Annotated in this window: 19 protein-coding genes; all 19 read right to left on the reverse strand. The window is 67.4% G+C overall.

The window, feature by feature from the left end:
* Nucleotides 1-26: 26 nt before the first annotated feature.
* Nucleotides 27-839 carry a serine O-acetyltransferase gene (gene cysE / locus HYN69_RS10870; RefSeq protein WP_108435751.1) on the reverse strand — a complete coding sequence of 271 codons (813 nt, stop codon included), beginning with the start codon at nucleotides 837-839 and terminating at the stop codon, nucleotides 27-29.
* Complete coding sequence (locus HYN69_RS10875; RefSeq protein WP_108435752.1) at nucleotides 769-1,173, reverse strand: DUF7742 family protein; 405 nt, start codon at nucleotides 1,171-1,173, stop codon at nucleotides 769-771. Before HYN69_RS10875 ends, cysE begins: the two co-directional genes overlap by 71 nt.
* Nucleotides 1,173-5,051 (reverse strand): baseplate multidomain protein megatron, encoded by a 3,879-nt coding sequence (locus HYN69_RS10880; RefSeq protein WP_108435753.1) that lies wholly within the window; start codon nucleotides 5,049-5,051, stop codon nucleotides 1,173-1,175. Before HYN69_RS10880 ends, HYN69_RS10875 begins: the two co-directional genes overlap by 1 nt.
* A 24-nt stretch (nucleotides 5,052-5,075) precedes the next feature.
* A complete protein-coding gene (locus HYN69_RS10885) occupies nucleotides 5,076-5,501 on the reverse strand; it encodes an NlpC/P60 family protein (RefSeq protein WP_108435754.1) in 426 nt (141 codons plus the stop codon).
* A complete protein-coding gene (locus HYN69_RS10890; RefSeq protein WP_108435755.1) occupies nucleotides 5,498-6,349 on the reverse strand; it encodes a DUF2163 domain-containing protein in 852 nt (283 codons plus the stop codon). Before HYN69_RS10890 ends, HYN69_RS10885 begins: the two co-directional genes overlap by 4 nt.
* A complete protein-coding gene (locus tag HYN69_RS10895) occupies nucleotides 6,346-6,978 on the reverse strand; it encodes a DUF2460 domain-containing protein (RefSeq protein ID WP_108435756.1) in 633 nt (210 codons plus the stop codon). Before HYN69_RS10895 ends, HYN69_RS10890 begins: the two co-directional genes overlap by 4 nt.
* 3 nt (nucleotides 6,979-6,981) lie before the next feature.
* Nucleotides 6,982-7,635 carry a phage tail tape measure protein gene (locus tag HYN69_RS10900; protein WP_108435757.1) on the reverse strand — a complete coding sequence of 218 codons (654 nt, stop codon included), beginning with the start codon at nucleotides 7,633-7,635 and terminating at the stop codon, nucleotides 6,982-6,984.
* Entirely contained in the window at nucleotides 7,622-7,822 is a 201-nt protein-coding gene (locus tag HYN69_RS10905) for a rcc01693 family protein (RefSeq protein ID WP_108435758.1), read from the reverse strand. Before HYN69_RS10905 ends, HYN69_RS10900 begins: the two co-directional genes overlap by 14 nt.
* Complete coding sequence (locus tag HYN69_RS10910) at nucleotides 7,819-8,133, reverse strand: gene transfer agent family protein (protein WP_108435759.1); 315 nt, start codon at nucleotides 8,131-8,133, stop codon at nucleotides 7,819-7,821. Before HYN69_RS10910 ends, HYN69_RS10905 begins: the two co-directional genes overlap by 4 nt.
* Entirely contained in the window at nucleotides 8,133-8,546 is a 414-nt protein-coding gene (locus tag HYN69_RS10915) for a phage major tail protein, TP901-1 family (RefSeq protein ID WP_108435760.1), read from the reverse strand. The genes HYN69_RS10910 and HYN69_RS10915 overlap by 1 nt, the downstream gene beginning before the upstream one ends.
* Before the next feature lie 12 nt (nucleotides 8,547-8,558).
* Nucleotides 8,559-8,957, reverse strand: coding sequence for a DUF3168 domain-containing protein (locus HYN69_RS10920; RefSeq protein ID WP_108435761.1), 399 nt, complete (start codon nucleotides 8,955-8,957; stop codon nucleotides 8,559-8,561).
* On the reverse strand, nucleotides 8,954-9,292 hold the full coding sequence (locus tag HYN69_RS10925; protein WP_108435762.1) for a head-tail adaptor protein: 339 nt from the start codon (nucleotides 9,290-9,292) through the stop codon (nucleotides 8,954-8,956). Before HYN69_RS10925 ends, HYN69_RS10920 begins: the two co-directional genes overlap by 4 nt.
* A complete protein-coding gene (locus HYN69_RS10930) occupies nucleotides 9,289-9,885 on the reverse strand; it encodes a head-tail connector protein (protein ID WP_108435763.1) in 597 nt (198 codons plus the stop codon). The genes HYN69_RS10925 and HYN69_RS10930 overlap by 4 nt, the downstream gene beginning before the upstream one ends.
* Nucleotides 9,886-9,954: 69 nt before the next feature.
* The gene (locus HYN69_RS10935) at nucleotides 9,955-11,103 is read right to left on the reverse strand and encodes a phage major capsid protein (RefSeq protein WP_108437163.1); all 1,149 of its coding nucleotides are present in this window, start codon (nucleotides 11,101-11,103) and stop codon (nucleotides 9,955-9,957) included.
* 70 nt (nucleotides 11,104-11,173) lie between these two features.
* A complete protein-coding gene (locus HYN69_RS10940; RefSeq protein WP_407925227.1) occupies nucleotides 11,174-11,710 on the reverse strand; it encodes an HK97 family phage prohead protease in 537 nt (178 codons plus the stop codon).
* On the reverse strand, nucleotides 11,707-11,955 hold the full coding sequence (locus tag HYN69_RS10945) for a GTA head formation protein, RCAP_rcc01685 family (RefSeq protein ID WP_230426385.1): 249 nt from the start codon (nucleotides 11,953-11,955) through the stop codon (nucleotides 11,707-11,709). The genes HYN69_RS10940 and HYN69_RS10945 overlap by 4 nt, the downstream gene beginning before the upstream one ends.
* Nucleotides 11,952-13,121, reverse strand: coding sequence for a phage portal protein (locus HYN69_RS10950; RefSeq protein ID WP_108435765.1), 1,170 nt, complete (start codon nucleotides 13,119-13,121; stop codon nucleotides 11,952-11,954). Before HYN69_RS10950 ends, HYN69_RS10945 begins: the two co-directional genes overlap by 4 nt.
* Before the next feature lie 81 nt (nucleotides 13,122-13,202).
* Entirely contained in the window at nucleotides 13,203-14,546 is a 1,344-nt protein-coding gene (locus HYN69_RS10955; protein WP_108435766.1) for a DNA-packaging protein, read from the reverse strand.
* Nucleotides 14,497-14,925 (reverse strand): hypothetical protein, encoded by a 429-nt coding sequence (locus HYN69_RS10960; RefSeq protein WP_108435767.1) that lies wholly within the window; start codon nucleotides 14,923-14,925, stop codon nucleotides 14,497-14,499. The genes HYN69_RS10955 and HYN69_RS10960 overlap by 50 nt, the downstream gene beginning before the upstream one ends.
* Nucleotides 14,926-14,928 lie beyond the last annotated feature (3 nt).

A 14,928-nucleotide genomic window follows, 5' to 3' on the forward strand; every position in this document is an offset into this window, starting at 1 on the left:
AGGTTCGGGGGCTTTTTATTGTCGCCTCATTCGCCCTGTGCGGCGAAGCGGTGGTTCATTGAAACTGCCGGCTGGTCGCACCCTGCCTCGCCCACGATCCGCGCGGGAACGCCGGCAACGGTCTTGCAAGGCGGCACGTCAGACAGCACGACCGACCCCGCCGCGATGCGGGTGCAATGGCCGATATGGATATTGCCCAGCACCTTGGCCCCTGCCCCGATCAGCACGCCATTGCCGATCTTGGGGTGACGGTCGCCGTCTTCCTTGCCGGTGCCCCCCAGCGTGACCGAATGCAGCATCGAGACATTGTCGCCGACGACCGCAGTTTCGCCGATCACGATGGAATGGGCATGGTCGATCATGATGCCCTTGCCGATCTTGGCAGCGGGGTGGATATCGACGCCGAACACTTCCGAAACGCGCATCTGCACGAAATAGGCCAGATCGGTGCGTCCCTGCTGCCAGAGCGAATGGCCGACGCGGTAAGCCTGCACCGCCTGATAGCCCTTGAAGAACAGGATCGGCTGGAGATACCGGTGGCAGGCCGGGTCGCGGTCATAGACCGCCATCAGGTCGGCCCGCGCCGAAGCGCCAAGTTCGGGGTCTTCGGCATAAGCCTCGTCGGCGATTTCGCGCAGGATCTGCTCGCTCATCTCGCCGCTCGCCAGTTTCAGCGAAAAGCGGTAAGCCAGCGCCCGCTCCATCGACGAATGGTGCAGAAGCGACGAATGGATCAGCCCGCCCAAAAGCGGCTCGACGCGGATCGCCTCATGCGCCTCGTGGCAGACCCGTGCCCAGACCGGATCGATGCTGCTCAGTTTGGTCTGGATTTCGGCCATCTGCGGACTCCTCGTGCTTTGCAACAATTCTAGCACATAGGGTGGCCGCGCGACAGTCCAAGCGTTCGCGCCAGATCGACACTGCCGCACAGGCGGTTTCGAGCGCGGCAAGGCCATCGGGCGACCAGTCGGCTTCAAGGCTGGTGCCTTCGGCAAAGCTGCGCGACATCAGGCTGCCGTTGCCCCAGACCGGATGCAGACGCCGGAAGCGTTTGACGTAAAGATGGGCGGCATGGGTTTGGGCACAAAGGTGTAGGGCAAGCGCCGCGGCGTCGGGACGCCCCGACACCGCCGCCGCAAGTGCCAGCAGATCGCCGATCTGCACGCGCCGCATCAGGCCACCGTGATCTGCCGCTCGGGCCCCGCGCCGAACCGGTCGGACAGTTGCGCTACAAGAACCGTCACATTGGGACCATCAAGCGCACGCAGGGCGGCGGGATAGGTCCAGAAGGGCACTGCCACCTCGATCGTCCGCAGCGTTTCCGGACCTGACAGGATGCGGATGCGATAAGCCTCGCGGTCTTCGCCCAAGGGCACCTCGGGCGATAGCCAGCTGTCACCGTCGATCCGGGTGCGGCGCGTCCAGGAAAGCAGCCGGTCGTTTCCTGCCGCTGCGACGCGCAGATGCGCCACCGGATAGGGGCGCAGGCCGATGCCTGAAAAGGCCAGCACCTGTTCCACCACATCACGGTCGCTATAGCCGCGCAGGGCACTGCCGATGCGCCATGTCCGCGCAAGACCCCGCGCTTCGGCTGCGAGGGCAATCTGCCTGACGCTGCGATTCAACAGCACGATACGGCTTCCCACAGGCCAGACGGCGGGCATGAGCCCGTCGGTTCCGCATTGCCCGCGCAGGCGCAGCGACACTTCCCATCGGTTCACGCCCACCAGCGTTGCCTGCGCGAACTGGAACAGCTCCCAATTGTCGGGGCTGCCGTCGCCTATGGCGGCAAGGTTGGCGCCGTTCAGCACCGAAAGCGGTGCCACGCCCCCCAGCGGCCCGCCTTCGACGGCAATTCGCAAAGGTGCGCCACGGTCCCACAAGGCGGGGCGCGCGGCGGCAAGCGGCGTCTCGGTCGTGCCGATCACCGACGCGGCGGCGATGACCGAGTTCAGCGCAAAATCATCCTCGCCATCTGCAACCCAGACCGCAACGCGCCCCGGCCAAGGGTCGGCAATCACGGCGATGTGCGGCGCGCGGGGGTCTTCTGCCCCCGTCATAAGCGGAAGGTCTAGAAACTGTGCGAAGACCTGCACCGGCGCGGTGAAGACCGGTACGGCCGAGGTCTCGGCGCGGGTTTGGGGCGGATCGTAGACGCCGGGCTCGACCCGCACCGCCTCGACCATCACGGCGTCGCCCCGCTCCAGCCGGTCGATCCGCCAGCGTTGGCCCCCAAAACCCAGAACATCCCCCGTTCCAAGTCCGGTCATCGACGGAGGAAGGCCAAGGCGCAGCCCGTCCCGCGCGACGCGTGTTTCGGCCAACCAGCGCTCACTGATGGCCGCGGCCTCGCCTGCCAGCAGCACGAGCGGCGCTTCCTGGTCAAGCACGGCCGATCCGTCGTGGTCAGGCAATGCCGCCCCTGCCACGCGGGCGGCATAGTCTGCCTCGGCCTCGATATAGCCGACGCGCAGCCGCCCTGCGCTGTCAGAGTCATTGCTGCGGGTCAGGTCGAAATCGCCGTCATCACTTGCGACCAGGTCGCCTGCGTCAACCGTGCGCGCTATCCGCGCCCCACGCGACCGGAACATCAGCATGCCCTCGCGTTCGAGCGCGTCGAAACCCGTGGCGAGCATCAGCGGCTGCAAGGCTGACCGCCCGCTTCCGTCATGGACGGCATAGCCGCGCACCAGACCATAGAGCTTGCTCACATCGATCGCATCAAGCCCGGCGCGCGCGGCGATTTCGGCGACCACTGCCGCCACCGGTTGCGAGGTGACGCGCCCGTTCAGCCAATGACCGCGCGCGTAATTCGCACCGTCTCCCCACAGATCGCTACGGGCCGGAAAGACGGGAAACGGGCGCGCATCCCAAGCCCAGGCATGGGCACGGTCCATATCGACCATCGGCAAGCCATAGATCGGCGAAAGCGGGTTGTTCGCGCCGTCGCGCCAGAACAGGCCCGTCGCGCGATAGTATTGCATCTGCGCCAGATCGTCCCGTCCGCTGCGGCTGGCCCGCGGCAAAGCCGATTCCGAAGATTTCGGATCGACGAAAAGATTCGGCTGGTTCGCCCCCCGGTCGACCGCCGGACAGCCGTATTCCGTGAACCGGATCGGTTTTGATGCAGGCACCCAACTGGTCGACACGGTCGACCGCACCCCGCCGATCCGTTCATGATGGGGGTTCGACCACCACCCCCTCAGGTCCTTCGTGCGCCAGACCCAAGGCTCGTCCTGATCATCAGATATCTGCACCCGTCGCTGCGCCGCCTCGGCTTCGGGCGAATCGTAATACCAGTCGAACCACTCGCCACCGGCCACGTTTGCGGCCAGATAGTCCAGCGCATAGCCCGAGCCATAGGCGTCATCGGCCTGAACCTCGCCTTCGCGCCAGTCCGACAAGGGCAGGTAATTGTCGATGCCGATGAAGTCGATATTGCTGTCGGCCCAAAGCGGATCGAGCTGGAAATAGCGGTTCCCGTCGGCCGATAGGCCTGCATATTCCGACCAGTCCGCTGCATAGGTGATCTTGACCGAAGGCCCCAGAATCGCCCGCACATCGGCTGCCAGCACCTGCAAGGCGGCAACAGCGGGAAAGCTGTCGGCGGCCCCCCGTATCGCCGTCAGCCCACGCAGTTCCGACCCGATGCAAAAGGCGTCCACCCCTCCGGCCAGCGCACAAAGCTGCGCGTAATGCAGGATAAAGCGGCGCAGCCCCCAATCCTGCGCGGGACCGGAATAGACCACCTGCCCGCCCGACACCGAAAAATGCGCCCGCTGCGCCTGCCCGAAGAACGCCTGCACCTCGGTCGCAGCCAGGACCGAGCGGTCGGGGCTGCCCGGCCTGCCCGGAGCGACCGAAAGCGTGATCCGGCCGCGCCACGGAAAAGCAGGCTGCGATGCCGCATTCGACCAGGGATCGGGCAGCACATTATCCGCCAGCTGGTCCATCAGCACAAAGGGATAGAACATCACCTCTTGCCCACCGGCACGGACCGCGCGGATCGCCTCGACCACCGACTGGTCGCTTGGCGTCCCGCCATAGACCGACGCACCATCGACGCGCGGGACCATCGCGGCGGCAGAGCGGCCGATCCCGCCCGCCCGCCATGCCATCCCCTGCCCCTCGACATCGTTCTGTTCGACCTTGGGCTGCACCTTGCACGACCCGCAGCGCAGGTCACCCCCGAACCACGACACCACAAGCGAGACCGACCCCGCCTGCGGCATCTCCTTACGCAGCTGCGCCAGCGATTGCGAAAAGTCGGTCTGGCCCGACGGCGTGTTCACATTGGCCGTCCGGCCTGCGGCAAGGCCCGTCGCATAGCGGACCGGAGTCGTCCCAAGCGCGTATTCTCCCGTGCCCGGAATCATCGCCACCGCACGGATACTGCGGGCAAAAGGCGCCACCGTGTCGGCCAGCGCACCTTGCGCCTCGCGCATCACCTCAAAGGAAAACTGCGGCACGCGGTTGCCGAATTCGGCCAGCGGCAGATCCTCGAAGACAACATAGGCCGTGCCGCGATAGGCAGGGGCGGCATCCGTACCCTTGTCGGCGGCGATCGCGGGATCGGGCAGTTGTGTCTCGCTGCCGGGATAGACCCGCATCCCGAAGCGGGCAGGATCGATCTCGACCCCGTCTGCCCAGACCCGCCCGACGTTCAGGATCGCCCCCTCGCCCAAAGCGATGGCAAGGCTGACCGAATAGCTGAATTCCACCGTCGCAGGCTGCGGCGTGCCCTTGCCCGAACCGCCCTGCCGCGTCTGCCGCTCGGTGTAGTCCGACGCCCAGATCACCTGCCCGCCCAGACGCACCCGCCCCCAGACCAGCGGCAATGGCGCACCCTCTCCCGCCCCCATCAGGCGCACGCGGTCAATCCGCCCGACTTCGACCGGATCCCCCCCCGCCCCGAGCAGCCTTTGGTCGATCGCCCGCCCGATCGTCGCCCCGATCGCCCGCCCGATCACCGCGCCCGATAGGCCCAGCACCGTTCCCCCGAGCGCAGAGCCAAGCGCCGAACCCGCCGCCGCCAAGACAAGCGTTGCCATACCGATGCACTCCCAAACGAATTATCAATGACCCGGAAACCGGAACAGACCGACCACGCGCCGCTCCCAAGGCAAGGACAGCGGGCTTTCGACCACGCCATGCCCGCTATAGGCATGCACGAATTTCGGGGCATCTCCGGCCACGGACAGGATGCCCATATGTTTGGCCACCGCCGCCTCGCGCATCCGGAACAGCAAGACGACCCCCGGCGCCATTGCGCTCTCCGCCGAAAGCCAGCGCCCCGCTGCCGCCGCCAGATCCTCGCGCCGCGCGGGTTCCGACCAGTCGGGCGAATAGGCGGGCACCGCTTCCGGCTCGGCCCCCACCACTTCGCGCCAGACACCGCGCAGCAGGCCCAGACAATCCGCGCCTGCCCCCTTGCAACTGGCCTGATGCAGATAGGGCGTCCCGATCCAGGCACGCGCGGCCACCACGACCGCCGACATCATCCCGCGCTGCGTAGGGGCGAGGCCGTCAGCCAATCCTCGCTCGGCACATCGGGAAATCCGCGAAAGTTCAGGAAGTTGTCGAACTTCATGCGGCAGGTCTCGCCGCGCTTGTCACAACCTGCCACGACCCGCACACGATCGCCCGCTGCCACCGCAACACCCGGCTCCTGCCACAGCTCGACCGTCCGCCCGCCGCCAGTGATCCGGTCCGCCTTGACCCAGCCGCGCAATCCGGCCGCCGCCCCGTCCTCGAACACCAAAAGCCCGCGCTCGAACCAGCCCGCCTCGAACCCGCCGGTTCCGCCCAAGGTAAGAACCTGCCCGTCCCGCACCGAAGCGACCTCGAAACTGCCCCCGTAGCCGGCCTGCGACAGATCGAACCGGCACCGCGCATCGCCCAGCGTGGCATCGCAAGTCGACTGTATCACCCGCCCTTGCGGCCGGTTCAGCGCCTCGGCCAACCCGCGCAATTCGGCGCGGAACCCGTCCGGTCCGTGCGACACCTCGCCGATGCTGCCGCTGAACTGCAGCATGCGCTCTGCCGGATCGGCCCAGTTCACCAGCCAGCACCGCACCTTGGCCCCGTCGAAGCGACCGACGCGCAAATCGCCCTCGCGGATCGCATCGTCCGAAAAGGCACCCACGGCTTCGCTATTGTCCACCGACAGACCGGTCGACTGCTGCAACGACCGCGCGGTCATCCCGGTGCCCGCGCGGAACGTCATGCCGTCAAAGTCCAGATCGCGGTCATGGTCGGTAAATCCGAGCATCAGCCCGTCCACCCGCTCGACCGCCCAGGCAAGGCAGGTCGTGGTGATCCCGCCCGACATATGCGACTCAAGGCTCATAACCGCACCTCCACCACCGGCACGCGCGGCACATCCCCCGCCTTGAACGAGGCGACCGAGACCTGGATCATATCGGTATCGAACCGCGCCGGAACGTCGAACTCGAACCCCGCCGTAACCGAAACCCCGACATCCGGAGGAACCGCAAAGCTGATCGCGCCCGTGGTCAAATCGACATCGAACTCGACCGTCTCGACCTTGTCGTCATCCGCCACGGCAACCAGGACCGTTCCCGAAACCGGCTTTGCGATGGGCCGCACATAGGGCACGCCATTCGGGTCATAGGTCTTGCACAGTTGGAACACACGGCGCTCCCCGTCGCCGGTTCCGATCACCTGATCCAGTGACGTCACCGCCTTTGACGCGGCGCATGACCGGTAATCCGCCCAGTCTTTCCAGCGAAACGCATGCAACTGCCCGCGCCGCGCCTCGAAGAACGCGATCAGCGCCTCGACATCGTCCAGCGACCGCAGCCCAAGCCCCGCGTCATAGCGCCGGCGCGAATGGGCCCAAGGCGTGTTGCGCTCCTCAAAGCCATTCGCCAGCGTGACGATCTGGGTCCGCCGCTCAGGCCCGCCGGTCGATCCGAAACTCAGGTTCGCCGGAAACCGCACCTCGTGAAATGCCATGCCTCACCTGTTCCTTTGCCCGCGGGAAAGCGCCCGCGCCGCTTCAGCCGCGATCTGGGTCTGGCTGCGCCGAAAGCCCTGCACATCCGGCGTGGTAATGTTCATCACCACCGTCACCGGACGCCCGCCCCCCGCAGCCTGCACGCCAAGCCGCCCGTCAGCCCCCCGCGCCAAAGGCATGATCGCCTCGGGCCCCGCCTCGCCCATCAGCCCGGACCCGCCCCGCATCGGAAAGCTGACCGGCTGCGACACGACCCCCCCTTTGGCAAAGGGCATCACCCGCCCCGCCGAAAAGGCGCCCCCCTTCGCAAAGCCCAGAACGCCCCCCAAAAGCGAAGCCACCCCCTCCGCCAACGCACCACCCAGCGCGTTCTGCACCGGCTTCATCGCGATCCCGTAGACCGAGGAAACCATCGTCTGCGCCACGCCGCGCAGCGCATCCGAAAGTTTCATCCCGTCAAACACCACCCCGTCGAACGCCCGCCGCAGCCCGCCCGACAGGCCAGATGCCAGCGTGTTCACCTCGCGACCCGTGAACACCAGCGTCTCGCCCATGCGGGCGATCTCGGCGTCAAAGGCCGCGGTCATGCCTGCCGCAGCCCCCATCCGCACTTCCAGAGCCGCGATCTGCTCGGAAAAACTGTCAAACTCGGCCATCATCCCTCCGGTCCGGAAATGCCGCAGCCAGTTCCTCCAGCCGCGCCCGCGTCAGGGGCGGAACCGCCTGTTCCGCCCCCAGCATCATCCGCAAATCGGCAGGGGTCAGCGCCCAGAACTCGTGGGGGTGCAGCTGCAACCCGTGCAGCCCTGCCCGCATCAACCCCTGCCAGTCGATCGCCGTCATTCAGGCACCCCGAAAGCCCGCGCCAGCAACTCGGCGGCCACCTTCGCAGCACCCACCGCTCCGCCACCGATTTCGGCACTCAGCAAGTCGGCAGCCGTCCCGCGCCAGCCGCCCCCGCGCAGGCCCGCCACCACCAGCGCCAGAACGTCCCGCGACGACACCGCCCCCCCTTCGAAGCGTTGCACCAGATCCACCAGCGTCCCCGCCCCCAGCGCCGCCTCCAGCTCGGCCAGCGCCCCCAGCGTCAGCTTGGCAACCCGCACCTCGCCGTCGATGACGACCTCGACCTCGCCCGCCCAGGGGTTCGCCATCACAGCGCCGTAAAGGTCAGCGCCCCGGCCGAGGCGAGCGACAGCTCGTAACTCGCCTCGCCATTGTGGCTGCCCGCATACTCCAGCGCCGTGATCTGGAACGCACCCTCGACGATGCCGAAATCCGGGATCACCACCTGAAACAGCGGCACCTCGCCATCAAAGAAGATCTGCCGCGCCCGTTCATCGGTATTGGCATCGCGAAACACCCCCGACCCTGAAATCGCCGCCGTCTTCACCCCGGCCCCGGCAAGCAACTCGCGCCAGCCGCCCGCGCTTTCAAGACTGGTCACATCCACCGTCTCGGCATTGAAACTGATCCGCGTGGCCCGCAGCCCCGCCACAGTCTCGAACTGCCCGTCACCCGTCAGATCGACCTTCACCAACAGGTCTTTTCCGCTCTGAACCGCCATGATCCGCCCTCCTTACAAATCCAACCGCGCCCGAAACGTCAGATCGATGCGCCGCACCCCGCCATCCTCCAGCCGCCGCGCCACGGCGCGCTGGAACTCCAGCCCCACCAGCCGCCCGACCGTAAGCACCAACTCCGCCCCCGACAGCGCATCCGACACGGCAACGGCGACTGTCTTGGCCGCGAGAAACCCCGTCGCATCCGAAATCACGCTGATGATCAGACGGTGCTCGGCACCCTCACCCGACCGGTCCGAAGCCTCCCGCGCCTCCTCCGGCCCAAGCAGCACGAATGTTCCCGCGCCGCCCCCCGAAGGCATAGCGTCAAAGATCGGCACACCCGCCAGACCAGCCCACCCGCCCAGCCGCGCAAAGACCGCCGCCTGAAGTGCTGCCGCACCCGCATAGCTCATGTCCGCACCTCCTCGGTCGCGAAACAGGTCAGGTATCGCCCGCCCGCATCGCGCTCGGTCACCGCCGTGATCATGAAAACCCGCGTCGCCTCGCGGAACCGCTGGCCCGCAACCGGCCGCTCGGGCGCACCGTCCAGCGCCCCCCGCACCGTGATGCGATAGCCGGTCGCGGCAACCACCGTCTCGACCCCGCCAACCTCGCGCCCCGTGCCCGCCACCACCGCGGCCCAGACCGTGCCCAGAGGCTGCCAGACCACGCCGTAACCCCCCGCCCCGTCCGGCACCCGGCTCATCGCCTCGAGCACCAGCCGCCGCCCCAGATGCACCCGGCTCATGCCTCGCCCCCGCCCAGCACGCGCACGATCCGCCAGCGTTCGATCAGGCTTTGCACCATGACCGGCAGCCCCGGCCCGCGCGTGCCATCGTCGATCCGCGCCTCGTAGAATTCAGCCGCCAGCAGCATCACCGCCTGCACCAGATCAGCCGGCACCGCCGCCCACGCACCAAAGCCCGCGTCAAACACCACCTCGACCGACCCCGAAACCGGCACCAAAGGCAACCCGCCCGACCGCGCCGCAAGCTTGGGGCGATGCGCGTCGCTCACCAGCCGGAACATCCCCGCCGCAAGCACCGTGCGCAGACCCGCCGCATCGACCAGCGCCACCTCGACCAGCGCCGAAACCGGAGCGACCGGCAAAGCCTGCGCCTCGCCCCCGCGCCACCCCTCCAGCACCAGCCGGAACCGCCGCCCGATCAGCACCTTGCCGATCCGCCCCTCGATCACCGCAATCGCCGCGCGCAAATGCCCCGCCAACAGCGCATCCTGCAAACCGTCAGCGCCAAAACCCGATCCCAGCCGCAAATGGTCGCGGAATGCCGCAACCGGCAGCGCCGCATCCGGCACCGCCGTCATTTCATCCAACCGCATTCCCGCCTCCCTGCCCGACCCAAAAACGCCCGGCCCCCGCAAAGGGACCGGGCAGCATCAGCCAAAGCGTCAGGAGACCGCGATCTTAAGCAGCTTGATCGCTGCAAAGTCGGTCACGTCGCCGCCCACGCGCTTGCTGGCATAAAACAGCACATGCGGCTTGGCGCTGAACGGGTCGCGCAAGATGCGCAGATCGGGCCGTTCCGCGATGGTGTAGCCCGCGCTGAAATCACCAAAGGCGATCGCATAGGCGTTGGCCGCGATGTCCGGCATGTCCTCGCAGATCAGCACGCCGTAGCCCATCAGCCGCGCAGGCTCACCCGCCGCCAGCCCGTCCGACCACAAAAAGCGCCCGTCCGCGTCCTTCATCTTGCGCACGGCCCCGGCGGTCTTCGAATTCATCACAAAGGTGCCGTTGGCGCGGTATTCGGCGCCAAGCGCATAGACCAGCGTGATGATGCAATCAGCCTGGTTGGCCGTGGCGAAATCCGCCGCCGCCCCCGTGGGCACATAGCCCAGGCTGCCCCAGGCCCACGTCCCGTTCGCAACCTTCGGCGCATTCAGGAACCCCTTGGGCTTGTCCACCCCATCGCCGGAAACGAAGGCCGCCGATTCCGCCCGCAGGAAACGGTTGGCAATCTTGCCAGCCAACCAGCCCTCGACATCAAAGGCGCTGTCGTCCAGCAAACGCTGGCTCGCCTTGGGCATGGCCGACAATTCGTGCAGCCGGATCGAGATGCGCTCGAGCAGCGGCGTCGCACTTTCGGTGGCAGACGCCGTTTCGGTCGCCCAGCCCGTGCCCACATCGCTGCGGTCGATCAGCACGTCAAACGACGCCGCCTCGACCTGCACCACCTGTGCAATCGCACGGATCGACGCGGTGGAAACCAGCATCGACCGGATCGTGTCGGCGGTCTGCGGATCGACCAGATAGCCGCCATCGGCAGCCACCGCCGTGCCCATCGCCTTGCCTTCCAGCACCAGCCCGCGCAGGCCGTCATCATCGCCGCTACGCAAGTAAGCGTCGAACGCCTTCTGATGCGGAGCACCCGTCTCGCCCACCGCCAGAACCGGACGGCCATAGCCTGCCATCTTGCGGTCCAGCTTGCCGACACGGTCTTCCTGCTGTTGCAACGCCATCTTCATATCTCCCCGAAACACACTGAATTCACTCAGGAAACCGTCCAAAGCCGATTTCACGTCCGCAGCCGCCTTCATGCTGTTCGGCGCATCGCCGACAGCCTGTCTCACCTTGTCCATCTTTCACCTCATCCCAGAATGACGCGTCTCACCGCGCCGCCAGCACGGCCTGCGCGCGCCTGAACGCAGCCGCCATCTCGTCGAACCCGTCGTCCGCTTTGGCCGAAACCCGCGCCTCGGGCAGCATCGGGAATGTCACCAGCGACACCTCCCACAGGTCCAGCTCTGCCAGCAGCCGCTGCCCCTTGCCGTCGCGCTCGGCCCGCAGCGTGCGATAGCCGATCGACAAGCCGTCGATCGCCCCCGCCGCCAGCAGCGCCGCCGCCTCGCGCCCTTGGGCAAGGTCGGTAAGCAAGCGCCCCTTGACCCGCAGCCCCACTGTATCCTCGACAACCTCGTCCCAGATGCCGATGGGCTGGCCCGGATCATGTTGCCAGAGCATCTTCACCCGCCGCCCCTCCCGCGTGATGCGGGCAAGCGATGCGCCATAAGCCCCCGCAAGCACCACGTCGCCCCCCTGATCGCGCACGCCAAAGACCGACGCATAGCCTTCCAGCCGCGCCCCCTCGACCACCAGCCCGGCGTCCGGACGGTAGAACTTCCGCTCCAACCCGCTGTCCATCATTTCAACCCCGCACTCATCAACGCTTCCACCCCTTGCGCCAAAAGAAACCCCGCCACACCGTAAACCCCCAGCCAGACGCGCTTTTCCAGCCGCTCCAGCGTGGCCTCGATCTGACCCAGACGAAATTCCAGCGCCACCCAACGCTCTTCGGCGACCCGCTCGTTCGCCTCGATCCGCGCCGATGCCGCGTCGAAACTGTCGAACAGAAAGCGCGACCCCCCCACAGGCGGACCGCGCCGCGTCACGCATCGCCCTCCAGCGGCGGCAAGCCCAGCGCCACCCGCTTTTCCGCCTGTGTCAGGAAGTCCGCCGCCGCGATCCGCGCCCAGGCCGCATCACGCTCGACCGACAGCGCCGGAACCTGATCCAGATCGGGCCGTATCTCCACCGCCTCACCGGTAAAGACCGACAGCCACGATGACACCGCCGCCGTCACCCGCGCCGCCAGCGGCAGAACCGTCAGCCGGTAGAACGCCCGGTTCGCCTCGGCGTAATTGGCGTAAGTGGCATCGCCGGGTATCCCCAGCAGCATCGGTGGCACCCCGAACGCCGTGGCAATCTCGCGCGCGGCCGACTCCTTGGTTTTCTGGAACTCCATGTCGCTCGGCGAAAACCCCATCGGCTTCCAGTCCAGCCCCCCCTCCAGCAGCATCGGCCGCCCGGCATTGCGCGCGCCCTGATGGTGGCTTTCCATCTCGCTGACCAGCCGGTCATACTGGTCTGCCGTCAGCGCCGATTGCCCGTCCGCCCCGCGATAGACGATCGCCCCCGAAGGTCTTGCGGCATTGTCCAGCAAAGCCTTCGACCATGCGGAAGCCGAAGAATGCACATCCAGCGCCACCGCCGCCGCCTGCAACGGCGAAAACCCGTAATGGTCATCCTGCGGATGGAACGACCGGATATGGCAGATCGGCGGCAAGGCGCCGGTCATGTCAAACCGATGCGCCTTGGCCCCCACCGTATAATCATAGGCCACCGGCCAGCCATCCGCCCCCGGCACCACTGCCATCCGGTCCGACCGCAGCACATGCAATTCGCCCGGCAGCGCCCCGGCGCCCGAAACTGCCTCCAGATAGGCGTTCCCCGACAACAGCAAATGCCCGTAAACCGCCTCGAACAACTCGGCCCGCCCCTGCCCCGCGTTGGGCCGCCGCATCAGGTCCACCACCGGATGCACCTCGTAGCGCCGCGCCTGATCCTGCACGATCAGGGGCAAGGCCGCCGCCGCCTCGGCGATCAGCTTCACCGCCCGAAACCCGACCGGATTGGCCATGAACCCGGTGCGCGACAGGCTGCCCACATCGCGCGGCGACCAGCGCACGCGGCCTTGGTTTCCCCAAGCCACCACGCGCCCCGTCGCACTCGCCTTGACCTCGGGCACTTCGGCCTTTCGCAAAAACTTCCAAACCATAGCACCACCCCCAAAAGGCCACGGCTCCGCACCCCGCAGCCAAGGGCTGCGGGGCAAAAGCCCGCCGAAATTCCTGCTACGTCACAGCGTCCTGACCTGCGGCCTGCGCCAGCCCGCCGCCCCGTCGATCATCAGATCGGTCAGCGCCCAGACCAGCGCATCCACGCGGTCAGGCGATCCCTTGCCCAGATAGCCGCCCAGCGTCATCTGCACCATCTGCTCCTCCAGCGCTGCCAGCCCTGCCAGATGGCTCACCCGCCCCTGCTCGTATAGCGCCGCCACGGGCTCGGCCCGCAGCACCTTGCCCCGCGTCGCCCGCACCGCCCGGAACGGCACCATCGGGTCGACCTGACGCACCACCGCCTGCACCATGTCACCGCCCATGTTCACCTCGGCCACGATCCTGTCGGCCCCGTGCCTGCGGAACGCATCGACCGCCCGCGCCGCCCAGTCGGCAGCCCCCTTGCCCTGCACGCTCGCATCTTCCAGCACCACCGCCCGCCACTCCTGCGGCGGCCCGTCCATCTTTGCCCCCACGACGACGATCCCGCATTCATCCGCCCCTGCCCCGGTCGAAGCCGGCGGGTCGACCGCCACCACGATCCGCGTCAAATCCCGCGCCTCGTCGATGCGGCACGCCTCGACCTGCGCCCAGTTCCACAACGCGCCCTCGGCATCCTCGACCAGCAGCCCCTGCAATTCCTCGGCCCCCTGCCGCGTCCCGCCATAACGGGCCTGCACCTCGGCAAGGAAACTCGCCGCCAGATGCGCCCGATTGGCCTCGGTCGGCGCATGGGTCATCACCGTCGACGGGTTCTTCAGGATCGCCTTCAGCACCCCCACATTGCGCGGCGTCGTCGTCACCACCGCCTGCGGAGAAGGCCCCAGCCGCAACGCGAATTGCAGCATGTCCCATGTCTCGCGCGCCTTGGGCCATTTGGCCAACTCATCCGCCCATGCCGCGTCGAACTGCGGTCCCCGCAGCCCCTCGGGATCATGCGCCGACATCACCTGCGCCACCGCCCCGTTCGGCCAGACCAATCGCCGCCGCGACGCCTCCCAGACCGGCCTGCGATCAGGCGGCGAACAGGCGATGATCCCGCTTTCACCAAATACCATCACCTCGCGCACCTGATCGACCGTCTCGCCCACCAGCGCCACCCGCTTGGCCCGCCCCGTATCCGTCGGCCCCGACCCCTCTACCATCGCGCGCACCCATTCGGCACCGGCCCGCGTCTTGCCCGCCCCGCGCCCGCCCATGATGATCCATGTCCGCCACGCCCCCTCAGGTGGCAACTGGTGCGGCAAGGCCCAGAACTCGAAAATCCACGGCAGCGCCAGCAGCGCCCCCTCGCTCAACCCGGCAACAAAGGCGTCAACCGTCTCCTGCGGCTCTAAGGCCAGCCAGCCTGCGCCCGATCTCATCCCGCGCGGCGTCGAGCTCGAGCCTGCGTTCACCGCCGCTTCCACTGTCCCCGTCACCGACGAGTCCGGCGATCTTGTTGCGAAGCCTCTCAACCCGTGTCCTCTCATCCACCAGCATCCAGAGCGCCAGACGCAGCTCCCGGATCGCTTTCTGCGCTGCCCGAACCTCGGCAGCACTCCCCGTCTCAAGCCGGTCAATCGCCGTCGCCATCCGTGCAGCGGCCACCTCGAAAAACCGTCCGGTCGTCCCGACCAGCGCCTCCGGCGCGTCTTCCCCCGCGCCTCTGGCCATATTGTCTCGTGTCTCCAGACCCCTGCTGCCGAAAACGGAAAAGCGGCACCGGGTTTCCCCGGGCCGCTTGCCCACCTCTATCAGCATGTC

Origin of the sequence: Gemmobacter aquarius (assembly GCF_003060865.1) — a bacterium.
In the GTDB taxonomy this organism is placed as follows: Bacteria; Pseudomonadota; Alphaproteobacteria; order Rhodobacterales; family Rhodobacteraceae; genus Paragemmobacter; species Paragemmobacter aquarius.